14 protein-coding genes are annotated in these 15626 nt (G+C 72.1%); 8 read left to right on the forward strand and 6 right to left on the reverse strand.

The features are described 5' to 3' along the window. The first annotated feature begins 99 nt into the window (after window positions 1-99). On the forward strand, window positions 100-519 hold the full coding sequence (locus ABD912_RS10635) for a chorismate mutase (protein WP_345150660.1): 420 nt from the start codon (window positions 100-102) through the stop codon (window positions 517-519). 80 nt (window positions 520-599) lie between these two features. Beyond that, entirely contained in the window at window positions 600-1592 is a 993-nt protein-coding gene (locus ABD912_RS10640; RefSeq protein WP_345150662.1) for a uroporphyrinogen decarboxylase/cobalamine-independent methonine synthase family protein, read from the forward strand. A 129-nt stretch (window positions 1593-1721) separates the two neighbouring features. Here ABD912_RS10640 and ABD912_RS10645 read toward each other — a convergent pair whose 3' ends face one another. From ABD912_RS10645 to ABD912_RS10670, 6 genes are all read right to left on the reverse strand, one after another. Beyond that, the gene (locus ABD912_RS10645) at window positions 1722-2231 is read right to left on the reverse strand and encodes an HNH endonuclease signature motif containing protein (protein ID WP_345150664.1); all 510 of its coding nucleotides are present in this window, start codon (window positions 2229-2231) and stop codon (window positions 1722-1724) included. A gap of 447 nt (window positions 2232-2678) precedes the next feature. Beyond that, complete coding sequence (locus ABD912_RS10650; RefSeq protein WP_345150667.1) at window positions 2679-3971, reverse strand: DUF58 domain-containing protein; 1293 nt, start codon at window positions 3969-3971, stop codon at window positions 2679-2681. Window positions 3972-3984: 13 nt separating this feature from the next. Then, entirely contained in the window at window positions 3985-4977 is a 993-nt protein-coding gene (locus ABD912_RS10655) for an AAA family ATPase (protein ID WP_345150669.1), read from the reverse strand. Further along, complete coding sequence (locus ABD912_RS10660) at window positions 4974-6200, reverse strand: DUF4350 domain-containing protein (protein WP_345150672.1); 1227 nt, start codon at window positions 6198-6200, stop codon at window positions 4974-4976. The genes ABD912_RS10655 and ABD912_RS10660 overlap by 4 nt, the downstream gene beginning before the upstream one ends. Then, window positions 6197-6874 (reverse strand): DUF4129 domain-containing protein, encoded by a 678-nt coding sequence (locus ABD912_RS10665; protein ID WP_345150674.1) that lies wholly within the window; start codon window positions 6872-6874, stop codon window positions 6197-6199. The genes ABD912_RS10660 and ABD912_RS10665 overlap by 4 nt, the downstream gene beginning before the upstream one ends. A 3-nt stretch (window positions 6875-6877) precedes the next feature. Continuing rightward, window positions 6878-8080: a glycerophosphoryl diester phosphodiesterase membrane domain-containing protein gene (locus tag ABD912_RS10670; RefSeq protein WP_345150675.1), complete on the reverse strand. Its 1203-nt coding sequence runs from the start codon at window positions 8078-8080 to the stop codon at window positions 6878-6880. 205 nt (window positions 8081-8285) lie between these two features. Here ABD912_RS10670 and mtrA point away from each other — a divergent pair, with 205 nt between their 5' ends. The 6 genes from mtrA (at window position 8286) to ABD912_RS10700 (ending at window position 15580) form a co-directional block, all read left to right on the forward strand. After that, entirely contained in the window at window positions 8286-8963 is a 678-nt protein-coding gene (gene mtrA / locus ABD912_RS10675) for an MtrAB system response regulator MtrA (RefSeq protein ID WP_345150677.1), read from the forward strand. A 2-nt stretch (window positions 8964-8965) separates the two neighbouring features. Continuing rightward, a complete protein-coding gene (mtrB, locus tag ABD912_RS10680; protein ID WP_425548049.1) occupies window positions 8966-10774 on the forward strand; it encodes an MtrAB system histidine kinase MtrB in 1809 nt (602 codons plus the stop codon). Beyond that, a complete protein-coding gene (locus tag ABD912_RS10685; RefSeq protein WP_345150679.1) occupies window positions 10767-12494 on the forward strand; it encodes an LpqB family beta-propeller domain-containing protein in 1728 nt (575 codons plus the stop codon). The genes mtrB and ABD912_RS10685 overlap by 8 nt, the downstream gene beginning before the upstream one ends. Window positions 12495-12581: 87 nt before the next feature. Next, the gene (locus ABD912_RS10690) at window positions 12582-13472 is read left to right on the forward strand and encodes a phosphoribosyltransferase family protein (protein ID WP_345150680.1); all 891 of its coding nucleotides are present in this window, start codon (window positions 12582-12584) and stop codon (window positions 13470-13472) included. Window positions 13473-13633: 161 nt separating this feature from the next. Further along, entirely contained in the window at window positions 13634-14320 is a 687-nt protein-coding gene (gene hpf / locus ABD912_RS10695) for a ribosome hibernation-promoting factor, HPF/YfiA family (RefSeq protein WP_345150681.1), read from the forward strand. Window positions 14321-14359: 39 nt separating this feature from the next. Beyond that, a complete protein-coding gene (locus ABD912_RS10700; protein ID WP_345150683.1) occupies window positions 14360-15580 on the forward strand; it encodes a winged helix-turn-helix domain-containing protein in 1221 nt (406 codons plus the stop codon). Window positions 15581-15626: the final 46 nt, after the last annotated feature.

Here is a 15626-nt window from a genome sequence, read left to right on the forward strand (position 1 = left end):
CGCTTCGCTCGGCGCGGGTCCCTCGGCCAGTAGCGTCCACCCGCCTCCCACCCCTCGCTTCGCTCGGCGCGGGTCCCTCGGCCAGTAGACTTGGTCATCATGAGCGATCAGATGGAAACGGCCCCGGAGACGGGCCCCGAATTCGACCCGACCGCCAGCTCCCTCACCGGCGAGGTCGATCCCGCCGTCATGGAAGAGTTGCTGGGAATCCGGAGCAGCATCGACAACTTCGACGCGACGCTGGTCTACCTGCTCGCCGAACGGTTCAAGGCCACCCAGCGGGTCGGGTACCTCAAGGCCCGCCACAAGCTGCCGCCGAGCGATCCGGGACGCGAGGCCGAGCAGATCCAGCGCCTCCACCGGCTGGCCCGCGAAGCCCACCTCGACCCGGTCTTCGCCGAAAAGTTCCTGAACTTCATCATCGACGAGGTCATCCGCCACCACCAGGCCATCTCCGAATCCCACGCCAACGGCGAGGTCGCCGCACCGGCTGCAGCGCATCAGAGCAGGCAGTCCTGAGCCTCGACGCCCAGGCCAACACCACGGCGGGCGTAAAAGCAGCCATCCCGGCACGGGTCCAGGCGACGGCGCACGGTCCGATGCCGGGTGTGGACCCCATTGAGCCGGTGCGGATCGTCCGGGGCGAACTCGGCGAACCGAACCTGCCCCATCTGGTGGAACTCCCCGGGCGCGGCGTCGGATCCGACGCCGTCGGCCGCACCGCGGGCATGCTGGAGGACCTGTACGTGGACGTGCAGTCGTTCGGCTGGCGCCTCGTCGACCGCCCCGGATTGGACCACCGTCGCGCGGTCTCGGCCCTGTCCACCGACCTCGGCGTGCAGGCGGACGTCATTGGCACCGAAGAGCGCCCCGGCGACGCGCTGAAGATCCAGCTGCGCGGGCCGTTCTCCCTCGCAGCGAACCTGCACCTGCACAACGGCGAACGGGCGCTGATCGATCACGGAGCCCGGCGCGACCTGGTCCACTCCCTCGCTTCCGGCGCGGCGCGGCACGTTGCGGACGTCCTGCGCACCAGCGGACGGCCCCACGTGACCGTCGTTGTCGAGGAACCCGAACTGGCCGACGTCCTGGCCGGAACGATTCCGACCGTCAGCGGCTACCGCAGTCTGCGCTCGGTCCCGCGCCACGAAGCTGTTCGGGCCTGGTCCGAGGTTGTCGAGGCCCTGCGTGGAGCTGGCGCAACCACCGTGGTGCTGGCCCCCGGCGTCGGACCGGTCGGGGTGCCCGAAGTGTGCGACGACGTGGCCTCCGCCGGTGCGGACGGCGTCTACCTGCCCGTGACGGCACTGGACACCCGCGGCTGGGAGCGCAGTGCAGGGCTCGTTGAGGGCGGGCTGGAACTGTGGCTGGGCCTGCTGGATCCCGGGAAGACGCCGCCGGGCGTCGTCAAGGCCGTTGAGCGTGTGCTCCGGCCGTGGCGTCAGCTCGGGTTGGGCGATGCGTCCCTGGGGGCGCTGACCCTGTTGCCCACCACTGGCTTCGCCGAAACCTCCCCGGAGGCGCTGCGGAAGGTGCTCACCACCCTGAGTCAGACGGTGGATGCGCTGAACCAGGTCCTGGCCGAAGCGTAGAAGCACAACTCCAGAGGTTAAACCTTAGAGGCCCAAGCCCAGTAGCCCCCACCCGGGGTCCAAACCCAGCGTCAGTTGCCCCGCTAAGGGAGGGCTGTGCCGGAATCGTGTGGTCGGACCATGGTGGGTTCAGAACGGTGGCGTCTCGCCACTGCCGTCGTCGGTGTCGGGGGAGTCCCATCCGGTGCGGCGGAGCGCGGCCCCGGGTTCGCGGTCGGTTTTGGGCGGGCGCTCGCCGGACAGTGCGGAGTTCCCATGCTCGTCTCGTGAGGTCGGGGCTTCGTGCCGTCGCAGTGGGGGTTGGTGCGGATTTGGCCTGCCGGGCGGGTCGGGCGGGTCCGTGTGCCAGGGCAGGGGTGGTTCGGTGCGGTAGGTGCGGCCTGCGGGTGAGGTGAATTCGAGGGTGCGGTCCGCTCCGATGCGGGTTTCCCAGAGGCCGAGGGTCTTGTAGGTGTGGTGCTTGCGGCACAGGCTGGCGAGGTTGCCCAGCGTGGTGGGTCCGCCGTGGTGGTGTTCGTGGACGTGGTCGGGTTCGCAGGCCAGCGCGTTGCGCCGGCAGCCGGGGAAGCGGCAGGTTTGGTCGGCGGCCCAGAGGGCGCGGCGTTGGGCGGGGGTGGGGCGGTAGCGGTGGTGGTCCATGCCGACCACGGCCAGGGAGCCGGGTGTGGCGTAGAGCCGGGTCCAGGTGGGGGTTTGGGCGGCGAGGCGCCGGGCGGAGGCGTCGTCGATGGGCCCGTGGCCGTTCAGTTCGGCCGCCCGGTGGCCCTCGCCGTGGATGCCGGCGGCGTCGGTGCCGGTCCCGCCGGCGCCGCCGGCGGTGGACCGCAGGAGGAGCAGGGGAGAGCGGTGGAGCTGCGGGCCGCGCCACCGGCAACCGCTCCAGCGGATAGCTTGCGGACCTATCGCCCCGCCCCAGCGATTACCGCCCCGTCAGCATCTGACGCGCTTGGCTTGCTGATGCCAAAGGGGCTTCCATGGGGGGCCGTTCCCGCAGATCACGGTCACGGTTCGGCCTGTGGGCGCTCCGCCCAAGTGCTTGATGTCACGGGGCCGTTGATCGGTTTGGTCCGCGGATCGCAGCCCCACCTATAGCCGTCCGGCCGCCTTGAGCCGGATGTACGCGTCGGCCAGCGCCGGCGGCAGCTCCTGCGGAGGCGCGTCGACCACCTCAGCACCCATGCTCCGCAGCTCCGCCTTGAGCGTCTCGCGCTGCTGCAGGGCCCGCTCGGCAGCGGCCGCCCGATACACCTCCGACGCCGTTCCGCGCAAGGTCCGGCGCCGCTCCAGCTCCGGGTCGCGCACGGCCGCGACCACCACCACATGCCGCGCCACCAGTGCCGGAAGCACCGGCAGCAGCCCCTCCTCGACGGCACCGGAATCCAGCGAGGTCAGCAGCACCACCATGGCCCGATGGCTGGAAATCGATTGCACCTGGGCCGGAATCCGCGACCAGTCGGCTTCCACCAGTTCAGGTTCCAGCGGGGCCATGGCCTCCACCATTTGCGTCAGCAGGCTGCCCTTGGCCACCGATTCCACCCGCGCCCGTGCCCGCCGGTCGAAGGCCAGGAAATCCACGCGGTCCCCGCCGCGCTCGGCCAGCACCGCCAGCAGCAGGGCCGCCTCCATTCCGGTGTCCAGTCGCGGTTCGTCCTCCACCCGGGCCGCGGAAGTGCGCGAGGTGTCCAGGACCAGGACCACCCGGCGGTCGCGTTCGGGCCGCCAGGTACGCACCACCACGCCTTGGCGGCGGGCGGTGGCCCGCCAGTCGATCGAGCGCACGTCGTCCCCGCGCACGTAGTCGCGCAGCGAATCGAATTCCGTGCCGGCCCCGCGGACCTGGATCGCGGCGCGTCCGTCCAGCTCGCGCAGGCGCTGCAGCTTCGAGGGCAGGTGCCGCTTGGAATGGAACGGCGGCAGCACGCGCAGCGTCCCCGGCGCGGGCAGGGTCAGCTGGCGGGCCGCCAGCCCCAACGGCCCTTGGCTGCGGACCGTCGCATGGACCGCGTGCAGGTCCCCGCGGCGGCGCGGCACCAGCTCCGTGGTGAAGGCCCGCCGTTCGCCCGCCGGGATGTCCAGTGCGAACGACGTCGTCGCGGACCCGGCCGAGGGCTGCCAGCCGTCGTGCACCGAACCGGCCAGCCGGCGTCGTCCGGTGTTGGCCAGCAGCAGCCGGGACGGGGCGGATTCCTCCAGACGGACGCTGCGCGGCAGTTCGCGCTCCACCACCAGCGTGCGCGGGGACGGCGCCAGCAGCGCATCCAGCAGGGCCAGGGCGCACAGGGCCAGTGCGGTCCAGAGCACCGTCCACCAGGTGGGGAACAGCACCACGGACAGCACTGCGGCCAGCGCCAGCCAGACGAAACGCCGGGTCAGGGCCACGTTCCTGCCCGCCCTACCGGGGGACCGGGACGGTGGCGAGGATCGCCCGCAGCACGTCGTCGGCGCCCACGCCGTCCATCGCCGCCTCCGGGCGCAACCCCACCCGGTGGCGCAGGCAGGGCAGGGTCAGCACCTTGACGTCGTCGGGGGAGACGAAGTCGCGTCCCGACAGCCACGCCCACGCCCGCGAAGTGTTCAGCAGCGCCGTGGCCCCGCGCGGGGACACGCCCAGCTGGAAGCTCGGCGCCGACCGCGTTGCCCGGGCGATGTCCACGATGTAGCCGATGACCTCCGGGGCCACGTGCACCTGGCGCACCCCGGCGCGGGCGGCCGCCAGGTCCGCGGCCGAGGCGACCGGCGACACGCCCGCCGCGGCCAGGTCGCGCGGATTGAACCCCGCCGAATGGCGGCGGATGATCTCGATCTCGTCGTCGCGCTCGGGCAGTTCCATGGTCAGCTTGAGCAGGAAACGGTCCAGCTGCGCCTCGGGCAGCGGGTAGGTGCCCTCGTACTCCACCGGGTTCTGCGTGGCCGCCACGATGAACGGCTCCGGCAGCGGGCGGGACACGCCGTCCACGCTGACCTGGCGTTCCTCCATCGCTTCCAGCAGCGAGGCCTGCGTCTTCGGCGGGGTCCGGTTGATCTCGTCGGCCAGCAGGATGTTGGTGAAGACCGGGCCCTCGCGGAAGCTGAAGCTGGCGGTGTTCGCGTCGTAGACCAGGGACCCGGTCACGTCGCCCGGCATCAGGTCCGGGGTGAACTGCACACGCTTGGTGTCCAGGCTCAGCGCAGCGCTGAGGCTGCGCACCAGCAGCGTCTTCGCCACGCCGGGCACCCCCTCCAGCAGCACGTGCCCCTGGGACAGCAGGGCGATCAGCAGCCCGGTGATGGTGGCGTCCTGGCCGACGACGGCCTTGGCCACTTCGCGGCGGACGTCCAGCAGCGCCTGCCGGGCGGCTGCGTGCAGGTCCGTTCCATACGCGGTGTCGTTCGCTGAGTGGCTCACGGGATACCGATCTCCTTTTCGAGGGTGTGCAGGTCTTGGGCCCACGCCACGAGGTCCGCCTCGGTGCGCACATGGGCGGGGAACAGCAGCCGGCGCAGCGCCGGCCCGGGGCGGTACCCGGCGGTTTCCAGCGTGGCGGCGATGTCCTCGGCCGTGGCCGCGGGTCCCAGCCGCAGGCGCGTGGCGATCCGGGTCAGCGCCGCCGAACGCAAGCTCTCGACGGCGGCTCCCACCGCCCGCCCGTCCTGGTACAGCCGGGCGCGGCCTTCCGCGGTCTCGGCGGCGGGCACGACGACGGGCAGCGGCTCCTCCACGAGCGGTCCGGGGCGCCGCCCCCTCCACAGCATCGCGGCCGTTGCGGCCACGAACAGCCAGCCGGTGGCGGGGCCAACCCAGTCCGGCAACAGTTCGAACGGGCTGGCCGGCGCCTCGGCGACCGCGAGGTCCGAGTAGCCCGGCTTGTACCAGACCAGGGTCGGCTCCGCGCCCAGGGTCCACAGCGCCAGGGCCGGGTGCCCGTGGTCCAGGACGTGGGCGTTGTCCAGGAAATCCGTGCTGCCCAAGACGGTGGTGGTCCCGTCCACGGCGTACCCGTAGGCGGTCCCGGCCCCGGTTTCCTGGCCGTAGCAGCCCGTGTCCGCGCGGTACATCAGCCCGCTGGCGGCCGCGCGGGGCGCCTGTGCCGCAACCGGCAGGTCACAGCCGGCTCCGGCGGGCGCCGCGGCGTCCGGCACGACGCCGGCGGGCAGGATCCGGTCCGTGAACGGTTTCAGCTGCGCCTGGCCCGGCTGGATGAGCACGGTGCGGCCGGAGGCCCGGGCCAGGAGGCCAAGCTGGTCGGCGTCCAGAATCGCGTCGCGGTCGTCGAGCAGCAGCGTGGCTCCGTCTTCGGCCTCCTCCAGCGCGGCCAGCGCCGCGTCCAGGGTGGGGACGGGGGAGACCTGCACACCGTTGTGGCCCAGCACCTGGGCCACCGCCATCGCACCGTCCGGTGCCGCGTTCCGCGGCCCCAGGGGCGTGCGGTCCTCGCCGGTGGCGGTGGCCGCGTAGAACGCCCCCACGGCCAGCGCCAGCAGGAGCAGGCCCACCCAGAGGCGGGAGCGGCGCCAGCGGCGGCGCGCGACGGATTTCGCAGTGGCCGGCGCCGGGGCGGTTTCGCGGCGGGCGTCCGCCACCGCACGCGCGGGCGCGGTGCCCATCGGGGTGTCCGGCCGGGCGCTCATCGGGGTGCCGCCGGGAGCGGGGAGCCGAGGCCTGCGGAGGGGCGGGCGGCGGCCAGGGCGTCGTCGAGGGAGGCGAGGACGGCATGCTCGGCGGACGTGGCGCGGTGGTCGCCGTAGCGCAGGGCGTTGAAGAGGGTGGCCGCCCGGGCCAGGGCCGCGCCCTGTTCGGGGAAGAGGGTGCCGAGCCGACCGGTGGCCTCGAAGGCCGTGCGCCCGGGTTGGGGGTCCAGCAGCGTGCGTTCCTCCGCGGCCAGCACCAGGGCGCGAAACCGCTCCACGTACGCCGTCGACCAGTCGCCCCCCGCGGCGGCGCGCTCGGCGCGGGCCCGGTAATCGCCGGCTGTCAGGCGCGGACTCAGGCCCAATCCCGGTTCCTGAACCGGCGCGCGGCGGTTCAGTCGCGGGCGCATCACGGCCACCGCGAGCAGGACCAGTGCGACGGCGGCGGCCAGCACGACGGCGGTGCCCAGGTTCGGTCCGAGCCCGTTGAGCCCCTCGAACCAGGACAGGAATCCCTGCCAGAGGTCGTGGAGGAACCCCAGCAGGGGGTTGGGCCGGGCCTGGGCGTATTCGGCCCGGGCCAGTTCCTCGGCCAGCTGGTTGCGGGCATCGTCGGCGTCGGGCTGGTAGGCCCCCTGCGAGTGTGGGAGGACGCGGAAGGCGGACGGGGACATGCGTCAGCGCGCCCCTTGGGGCCCGGCCCCCGGGGCCTGCCGGCCCGGGATGCCATGGTCGGTTCCGGCCTCGAATTCACGCAGCAGGACCAGGTCGAAGCCCTCGCGGCGGATCCGCAGGTCCGTGTAGAGCAGGGCGGTGACCGCATACAGGTAGCCGGCGCCCAGGCCTCCGGCCACCGCACCGAGGAGGGTCGAGACAACGCCCAGTCCGGCGAGGTACCGGGCCAGGGACTCCGGGTCCGCGGGATCGATGAAGGCGCCGAGCATACCGGCCGCGAAGCCCAGCGGGGTGGTGATCAGGCTCGTGGCGACGCTGACCACCACTCCGGCCAGCAGGAGGATGCCGAAGGAACGCCACCAGCGTCCGCCGGTGAGCTGCCAGGACCGGCCCAGGGCGGCAAAGACCCCGAGGCCCTCGGCGACGAGGGCATGGGCCGCGAAGACGAACTTGACGCCGATCCAGACGGCCAGCGGGACTCCGACGGCCACCATGGCCAGGATCGCCAGCGCCGCTCCGGCGCCGTCGGCCACGATCGCGGCGCCAACGGCCAGGCCGACGGCGAGCGCGAGCACCACCAGGCCGACGGCGGCGGCGAGCAGGCCCAGCCCGACCAGACGGGCGGGAGACGGCCGTGACAGGGTGAAGGTTTGACCGAACCCGGTCTTCCGGTTCAGGGCCGCACGCAGCACCGGTACCGTGACCAGGCCCTGGACCAGGACCATCAGGCAGCCCGAGAGCAGGCCCGCGACCAGGGACACCAGGACGAAGGCCAGCACGGAACCGCCGAGCTCGTCGGTGAAGACCGAGTCCACGGGAGCCTCGGGGTCGAGGAACTCGGGGGAGTAGAGGACGGAGAAGAGCGGCAGGCCGGCGACGGAAACGACGACCCCCACCACCAGTTGCACCAGCACGGAGAGCCCCAGCGTCGCGCCGGGGTTGCGCCGGACCGCCTGGAAGGCGCCGTCGAACAGTTCGCCCAGGCCCAGCGGGCGCAGCGGAACGACGCCCGGTTTCGGCGGAGGCAGGTAACCCGGCGGCAGCTGGTTCGGGGCCTGGCCCCAGGCGGGCGCGGATGGTTGGCCCCACGCGGGTGCCGGAGTCTGGCCCCACGCCGGTGTGGGAGCCTGGCCCCACGCGGGGGCGGAGGGAGACTGCTTCGCGGTCGGTGCCGGGGAAGCGGGCGGGGTGGGTGGAGTCCACATCGGCCCTAGTGGCGGTTCGTTTGGTGTGTTCGGATGGTCGGACAAGACGATGCGCCCCCTCGGTACGTCGCGTGGTTCTTCCACCCTAGCGTGATCGGTGTCCGGGCCGCCGTCGGGGTGCCAGCGCGTCCCGGGTTTGTCCTGCCTATAGAGTTAGTAAGGAGATCACCTCCGTGCCGACGGCAACGGAAGGGGAAAGGAAAGCATGAAGGCGCGCATTCTGGTCGTGGACGACGACGAGGCGCTGGCCGAAATGATCGGCATTGTCCTGCGCAACGACGACTTCGAACCGGTGTTCTGCTACGACGGCGCCCGGGCCCTGGAGACGTTCCGCAACGTCAAGCCCGATCTGGTGCTGCTGGACCTGATGCTCCCGGGCATGGACGGGATCGAAGTCTGCCGGGCCATCCGGGCCGAGGACGATGTCCCGATCGTGATGCTCACCGCCAAATCCGACACCGCCGACGTCGTCCGCGGCCTCGAGTCGGGGGCCGACGACTACGTGCCGAAGCCGTTCAAGCCCGCCGAGCTGGTGGCGCGCGTGCGCGCCCGCCTCCGTCCCGGGGAGAAGCGCGCCCCGGAAACGCTGCGCATCGGGGACCTGTCCATCGACGTTGCCGGCCACTCGGTGACCCGTGAGGGCAACCCCGTCTCGCTGACCCCGCTCGAGTTCGACCTCCTCGTGGCCCTGGCCCGCAAGCCGTGGCAGGTCTTCACCCGCGAACTGCTGCTCGAACAGGTCTGGGGCTACCGCCACGCCGCCGACACCCGGCTGGTCAACGTGCACGTCCAGCGGCTGCGCTCCAAGGTGGAACGCGATCCCGAGAATCCCGAGGTCGTCCTCACCGTGCGCGGCGTCGGCTACAAGGCCGGCCAGGGCTGACCTTGCCGTTCCCGGAGTCCAGCCCCGAGGGATCCGGCCCCGCAGGATCCGCCCCCGCCGCATCCGGCCCCCGGGTATCCACCCCTGAGGGGTCCGGCCCCGCAGGGGACGGCGCCGCGGGGCCGCGCCTTGCGGAGCGGCTGCGGGGATGGTGGCGGCGCGGCGCGTCCAAGTGGCGCCGCTCGCTGCAGGTGCGCACCGTGGCCTCGTCTGCGCTACTGTCCGGCCTGGCGCTGCTGGCCATCGGGCTGTTCCTGTCCAACCAGATCGCCGCCGGGCTTTTCCAGGAGCGTTTCCGCCAGTTGGAGAGCGAATCGGTGCGGACCCTGTCCATGGTCAAGTCGAACTTCGAATCGGCAGCGACCACGGACCGCGCCAGCACCGTCACGCTGGTCAATGACACCCTGCGGCTGGTCGAGGGCGACGGCACCAGCGTCCAGCGCGACTTCCTGCTGACCCCGCTGCCCAGCTCGGAGAACATCTACGTCGGCACGACGTCCAGCAGCACCACGCTCACCCCCCGCGTCATTCCCGAGGAGCTGTCCACGGCCGTGCAGGAAAACAGCGGCGTGCAGTGGCAGTCGATCGCCCTGCCCGGCGAGGGGGCGGACCGTCCCGGACTGGCGTTCGGGACCAAGGTGACGCTGCCCCCGGGCCGCGAATACGCCCTGTACCTGGTCTACGACCTGTTGCCGGTGCAGGATTCGCTGAACTTCATCCACCGCGTTATGGCCATCGCCGGCGTGCTGCTGCTGATCGTCAACGGCGGCATCGCCTGGTACGTCACCCGCACCGTGGTCCGCCCGGTCTCCAGCGCCGCGGACATCTCGGAAAAGTTCGCCGCGGGACACCTCGAGGAACGCATGGAGGTCCGCGGGGAGGACGAGATCGCCCGCCTCGGCATCTCGTTCAACCGCATGGCCGCCAGCCTCCAGGAACAGATCACCCAGCTGGCGACGCTGTCGATGATGCAGCAGCGCTTCGTCTCCGACGTCTCCCACGAACTGCGCACCCCGCTGACCACCGTGCGCATGGCCGCCGAAGTCCTCCACGATGCGCGCGAGGCCTTCGACCCGATCAACCGGCGCTCCGCCGAACTGCTCTACAACCAGGTGGAGCGCTTCCAGACCCTGCTCAACGACCTGCTGGAGATCTCCCGCTTCGACGCGGGCGTGGCCGTCCTCGAGGCCGAGCCGGTGGACCTGGTCCCGCTGGTCCGCCGCGCGGTCGAGGCGGCCCAGCCCCACGCGGACCTGCTCGGTTCCGCGATCCGCATCCACAACGAGGCAGGCACCGCCATTGCGGACATGGACCCGCGCCGCATCGAACGGGTGGTGCGGAACCTGGTGATGAACGCCATCGAGCACGGCGAAGGCAACCCGATCGACATCAACATCGGCGCGGACGAACAGGGCGTCGCCGTCACCGTGCGCGACCACGGCATCGGCATGAGCGAGGAAGCCGCCTCCCGCGTCTTCGACAGGTTCTGGCGCGCGGACCCGGCCCGCGCCCGCACCACCGGCGGCAGCGGGCTGGGGCTGTCCATCGCCACCGAGGACACCCGCCTGCACAGCGGCTGGCTGCAGGCCTGGGGCGAACCCGGGGACGGGTCGTGTTTCCGGCTGACCCTGCCCCGGCACCGCGGCGGCACCCTGACCGCGTCCCCGCTTCCGCTGGCCCAGGCCGGCCCGGCCCCGTCGGAGGTGCCGCCGGCCACCGGCGTTATCGCGGTGGTCCCGAAGCCGCAGCAACCGGAGGCCGCCGGAGCAGCCCAGGCCCGCCCCGCACCGGAAGGGGAAACCGATGACTAGGCCCGTCAGCGGGCGGCCGGGCAGCGTCCTTTTGGCCGTGGCCGCCGTCCTGGCCGCCGTCGTATTGGTCTTGGCCGGTTGCGGGGCCATTCCGACCTCCGGCCCCGTGGGATCGATCGCCCCCGGCAACGGCTCCTCCGGGGGTGGCATCTACATCTTCAACCCTCCCGGCCCCCGTAACGGCGCCACCCCGGAGGAGATCATTGAAGGCTTCTACCGTGCCGGCATCGCGCCCGCGGACGACTACAGGATCGCCCGCGAGTACCTCGCCCCCGCCTTCGCGGGGGAGTGGCGCCCGGTAGAACAGACGCTCGTGTACGACTCCGAACCCAGCATTGTGGACAACGTCCAGGAGGGCAGCTACACCGTCCAGGTCGAGGCCACCGCGGTGATCGGCGAGCACGGCCTGCGCACCGACCTGCCGGCGAACTCCACGCGCTCGGCCGAGGTCCGCCTGGAACAGGTCGACGGCGAATGGCGCATCGTCGAGGCCCCCGACGGGACCCTGGTGGAGACGGGCAACTTCTCGGTGCTCTTTGCTCCCCATCTCCTGTATTTCTACGATGCCACCTATGCCTACGCGGTCCCGGACGTCCGCTGGTTCGCCAACCGGCAGGGCCTTGCGGCCACCATCGTCGAATCGCTGCTGGCCGGCCCGGCCCCCTACCTGCGCAACGCGGCCTACAGCGCTTTCCCGGAGGATGCCGCGCTGACGCGGCCCGCCGTGCCCATCGACGCCGGAAGGGCGACCGTGGACCTGGCCGAAAGCGTCTTCGTCGATGCGTCCGACCTGCGCCGCCAGCAGATGCAACAGCAGCTCGAGCTCACCCTCAGCCGGCTCAACAACGTCACGTCCGTAACCATGACCGTGAACCAGCGCGAGGTTGGCCTCGGGGCGCAGGCGCCCGGCTTCACCGCTGCGATCGTGGATCCGGCGGTGGCGGACACCCAGATCGCGATCGCCGGCGGGGCCCTGGTCTACTACCAGGGCGACGGCATCGTTCCGGTGGGCGGGGTGCCGGACATCTCCGGCCACAAGCCCCGCGACCCGGCGATGGGTCCCGGCGGCAACCGGTACGCGTTCCTGGACGGCGGGCGCACCCGGCTCTTCACCGTGGACGAAACCGGCAGCGTCTCCACCCCGGTTCGTGGCGTGGACCTGGTGGCACCCAGCATCGACACGTACGGATGGACCTGGACCGTTGCCGGCGGATCCCACTCGCACGTGATGGCGGTGCCCGCGAGCACCGCGCTCGACGGGCCGGCCCGGGAGGTCGCCGCCGGCTGGCTTGACGACGCCGAGGTGCTCTCGCTGCGGGTCTCCCGCGACGGGGCCCGCGTCGCGGTCGTGGCCCGCATCGGCGGGGATACCGGGCTCTACATCGGCGGCATCATCCGGGACAGCGACGGGGTTCCGCGCGGATTCACCGATCCGCTGGAGGTCCCTACCGCCGTCCCGGTTTCGCGGGCCGTGTGGGATTCGGACATCTCGGTGATCGTTATGCGGGCGAACGCGGAGGAGGCGGTTACCGCCGAACGCATCGGCCTGGACGGCACCAGCGAACTGTTCCTGCCCCTGCAGGGCATGATCGGGCTCTCCGCCGGCCCGGGCGAGCGCCGCCCGGTGTACGCGGAAACGCCCGAGGGCATCTACTCCCGCGTCGGCAACTCCTGGAGCGCCCAGGGACGCCAGGCCAGCAACCTCTCCTACGCGGGATAGCCCCCACAGGTCTCCGACCGGTGCGGGGCATCCACACTTCGCAGCCGCGGACCGGCGCCGCCGATCGCGGCGGACGGACGATGGGGCATGGCCGAACATCGGGGGACGGAACGGTGGTGGACAGCACGGTGGTGGACCGATCGGCTGGACCGGTGCTGGAACTGGGCGCCATGGACCGGGGCCGCCGCCGCGCTGCGGGCCGGCCTCGCGCTGGTCTCCCCGACCGACTGCGTTGGCTGCACGGCCCCTGACACGGTCCTGTGCCCGCGCTGCCGCGGCGCCGTCCGGGCAGCCACCGTCCGGCCCTTTCGCGCCGAGGACGCCGCGGAGGCGCTGCCGCTGCTGGATGACGGGGTCCCGCTGCCGGCCGTCGCCGCCGGCACCTACCGCGACGAACTTGCCGCGGCCCTGCTGGCCTTCAAGAACACCCAGCGCATCGGCCTCGCCGGTGTCCTGGGCCCCGCGCTCGCCGGAGCCCTGCAGGCCGCCGCGCCGCTGGCCGGAACCGCGGTCCCGGTCCTGGTGGTGCCCGTTCCCAGTACCGCGGCGGCACAGGCACGGCGCGGGTACGCGCCCGTGGCCGTGTTGCTGCGCTGGGTGTCCCGGCGGGGGTTGTTGCCGCCGCAATTCCACGTTGCCCCTGTGCTGCGGGTGGCCGGGGTCCCGTTCCTGCGCACGGTTGGCCAGAAATCGGTCGGCCAGAAATCCAGAGGGCGGCGGGCACGCGCCCGCGGCGCCTCCCGCCTGGAGCTGCGCCGCTCCCTCTGTCTCGGCAAGGGCCTCGAGCTGCGCGGCCGGGTCTGCGTGGTGGTCGATGACGTCCTCACCACCGGTGCCACCGCCGCGGCCGCGTGGCGGGCCCTGGAATCCGCCGGAGCCCACGTGGCGGCGGTGGTGGTCGTGGCCGCCACACCCGCCCCGCGGGGCACTGCCGCCACACCCGTCCCACGCGCCGACCCGGAACGGCGCTTTCGCTGACGGCGAGCGCGAAACATTGCGGAAGGTGCTTGCATCCTGCGGACAACGACATACGGTGAAGTATGGGCTCCCCAACCAAGGGGATAAGCACCCATCTTCAGCGGCTGGAGGGAGGACCTTTCGGCCGCTGTTGTGTCACCCGAGCAATCTAGGAGGACACCATGGAGATGAAGTTCAGCGGACGAGGCCTGACCGTTTCGGACCGGTTCCGGGAGTACGCGGACGACAAGGTGGCGAAGATCGAACAGCTCGCGTCCAAGGTCCAGTGGCTGGAAGTGAAGGTCACCAAGGAATCGAAGGCGCGCCTGGCGGACACCCAGTTCACCGTCGAGCTCACGGTGGTCGTGCTGGGCCCGGCAATCCGGGCGGAGGCCGCGGCCCCGGACAAGTTCGCTGCTTTTGACATCGCCTTCGCCAAGCTCCTGGAGCGGCTGCGCCGAGCCCGCGACCGCCGGAAGGTCCACCACGGATCCCGCACCCCCGCGGGCGTCGCCGAGGCCACCTCGACGCTTGAGCCCGCCAACCCCAACGTTCCGCTGCACGTCGCGGTCAAGGAGGGCCAGCTCGAGGAAGAGGCGGAGGCCGCTGCCTCCGCGGAGGGCGGCAGCCCGGTCGAGATCCGGCGCAAGGTCTTCCCCACCGTCCAGATGAGCCTCGACGACGCCGTCGACCGCATGGAGATGGTCGGCCACCCGTTCTACCTCTTCGTTGACGAAGCCACGGGCCAGCACTCCGTCGTCTACCGCCGCAAGGGCTGGTCCTACGGCGTCATCACCCTTGACTCCGAGTGCACCGAAGAATCGGTCGAGACCCGGGGCTATCGGAAGGACCAGACCGTCGATGCCTAGGCCGCACGAGGGCGCATGACCCCTGCGGGCAGTGCGCGGATGACCCTGTCACAGGCCCGGCGCATCGCGCTCGCGGCCCAGGGACTGCACAGGGAACGGCCCGCCGGCCCGGCAACAGCCGGGTCGGTGGGCCGGACCTTTGCGCGGCTGGAACTGCTCCAGATCGATGCGGTGAACGTGCTCACCCGGGCCCACTACCTGCCCCTGTTTTCCCGCCTGGGACCCTACGACACCGCCCTGCTGGACCGTCTCGCCGAGGTGGCCCCGCGCCGCATGGTGGAATACTGGGCCCACGAAGCCAGCTTCGTCAGGCCCGGGCACTTCGCCGACCTGCGGGCGTGGCAGCGCCGCCGCTGGATGGGGGAGTGGGCCGCCGAGGGTCCCCTGCAGCGCGCCTTGGGGGACGCGATCCTCGCCCTCCTCGAAGCCTCCGCTCCGCTGACCGCCCGCCAGGTCGCCGAGCACCTCGGGCACGCCGGGCCGAGGGACGGCAGCGGCTGGGGCTGGAACTGGAACCACGCCAAACGGGCCCTGGAAATCCTCTTTGCCGCCGGCGAGGTCGGCAGTGTGGGCCGCACCTCCCAGTTCGAACGCCGGTACGCCCCCATCGGCCGGGTCCTGCCCGCCGGCGGCGACACCTTGCCGGACCCGGACGAGGCCGCCGAACGCCTGGTCCTGGCCGCCTCCGCCGCGCTGGGCATCGCCTCCGCACGGTGCCTGGCGGACTACTTCAGGCTCCCGGTGCGCGCCGCCACGGCGGCCGCCGACCGGCTCGTGTCCCGCGGGGACCTGGAGACGGCCACCGTTGAGGGCTGGCCGGGACCGCGCTACCTCCACCCGGCGGCCGCCAGGCCCCGGCGTGCGGCGGGCCGGGCGCTGCTGGGTCCCTTCGACTCGATGGTGTTCGAACGGCGCCGGCTCCAGGACCTCTTCGGGTTCCGCTACCGGCTTGAGATCTACGTGCCCGCCGCGCAGCGGGTCCACGGCTACTACGTGCTGCCGTTCCTGCTCCGCGACCGCATGGCCGCGCGGGTGGACCTCAGGGCCGACCGCGGTGCGGGCCGCCTCGAGGTGCGCGGCGCGTTCGCCGAGCCGGACGCCGAGCCGGACACCGCCGTCGAACTGGCCGCCGAACTGGGGCTGATGGCGGAATGGCTGGGGCTGGACGGCGTCGTCGTCCAGCCGAACGGCAACCTCGCCGCGGCGCTGGCGGCCGCGGCGGCGACGCGCAGCGGAACCAACGCCGGGCACCGATCGTGAGTCACAGTAGACTGACGTAGCCAGAATTCCTGCGCCTGAGATTTGG

The organism is Arthrobacter ginkgonis (assembly GCF_039540195.1).
GTDB classification, from domain to species: domain Bacteria; phylum Actinomycetota; class Actinomycetes; order Actinomycetales; family Micrococcaceae; genus Zafaria; species Zafaria ginkgonis.

What these genes read in the sequence shown, in the direction of transcription:
- ABD912_RS10660 (WP_345150672.1), bottom strand. Translation starts at nt 6,200, where the DNA reads ATGAGCGCCCGGCCGGACACCCCGATGGGCACCGCGCCCGCGCGTGCG.
- ABD912_RS10635 (WP_345150660.1), top strand. Translation starts at nt 100, where the DNA reads ATGAGCGATCAGATGGAAACGGCCCCGGAGACGGGCCCCGAATTCGAC.
- ABD912_RS10640 (WP_345150662.1), top strand. Translation starts at nt 600, where the DNA reads ATGCCGGGTGTGGACCCCATTGAGCCGGTGCGGATCGTCCGGGGCGAA.
- ABD912_RS10690 (WP_345150680.1), top strand. Translation starts at nt 12,582, where the DNA reads ATGGCCGAACATCGGGGGACGGAACGGTGGTGGACAGCACGGTGGTGG.
- ABD912_RS10685 (WP_345150679.1), top strand. Translation starts at nt 10,767, where the DNA reads ATGACTAGGCCCGTCAGCGGGCGGCCGGGCAGCGTCCTTTTGGCCGTG.
- mtrA (WP_345150677.1), top strand. Translation starts at nt 8,286, where the DNA reads ATGAAGGCGCGCATTCTGGTCGTGGACGACGACGAGGCGCTGGCCGAA.
- ABD912_RS10645 (WP_345150664.1), bottom strand. Translation starts at nt 2,231, where the DNA reads ATGGACCACCACCGCTACCGCCCCACCCCCGCCCAACGCCGCGCCCTC.
- hpf (WP_345150681.1), top strand. Translation starts at nt 13,634, where the DNA reads ATGGAGATGAAGTTCAGCGGACGAGGCCTGACCGTTTCGGACCGGTTC.
- ABD912_RS10700 (WP_345150683.1), top strand. Translation starts at nt 14,360, where the DNA reads ATGACCCTGTCACAGGCCCGGCGCATCGCGCTCGCGGCCCAGGGACTG.
- ABD912_RS10670 (WP_345150675.1), bottom strand. Translation starts at nt 8,080, where the DNA reads ATGTGGACTCCACCCACCCCGCCCGCTTCCCCGGCACCGACCGCGAAG.
- ABD912_RS10665 (WP_345150674.1), bottom strand. Translation starts at nt 6,874, where the DNA reads ATGTCCCCGTCCGCCTTCCGCGTCCTCCCACACTCGCAGGGGGCCTAC.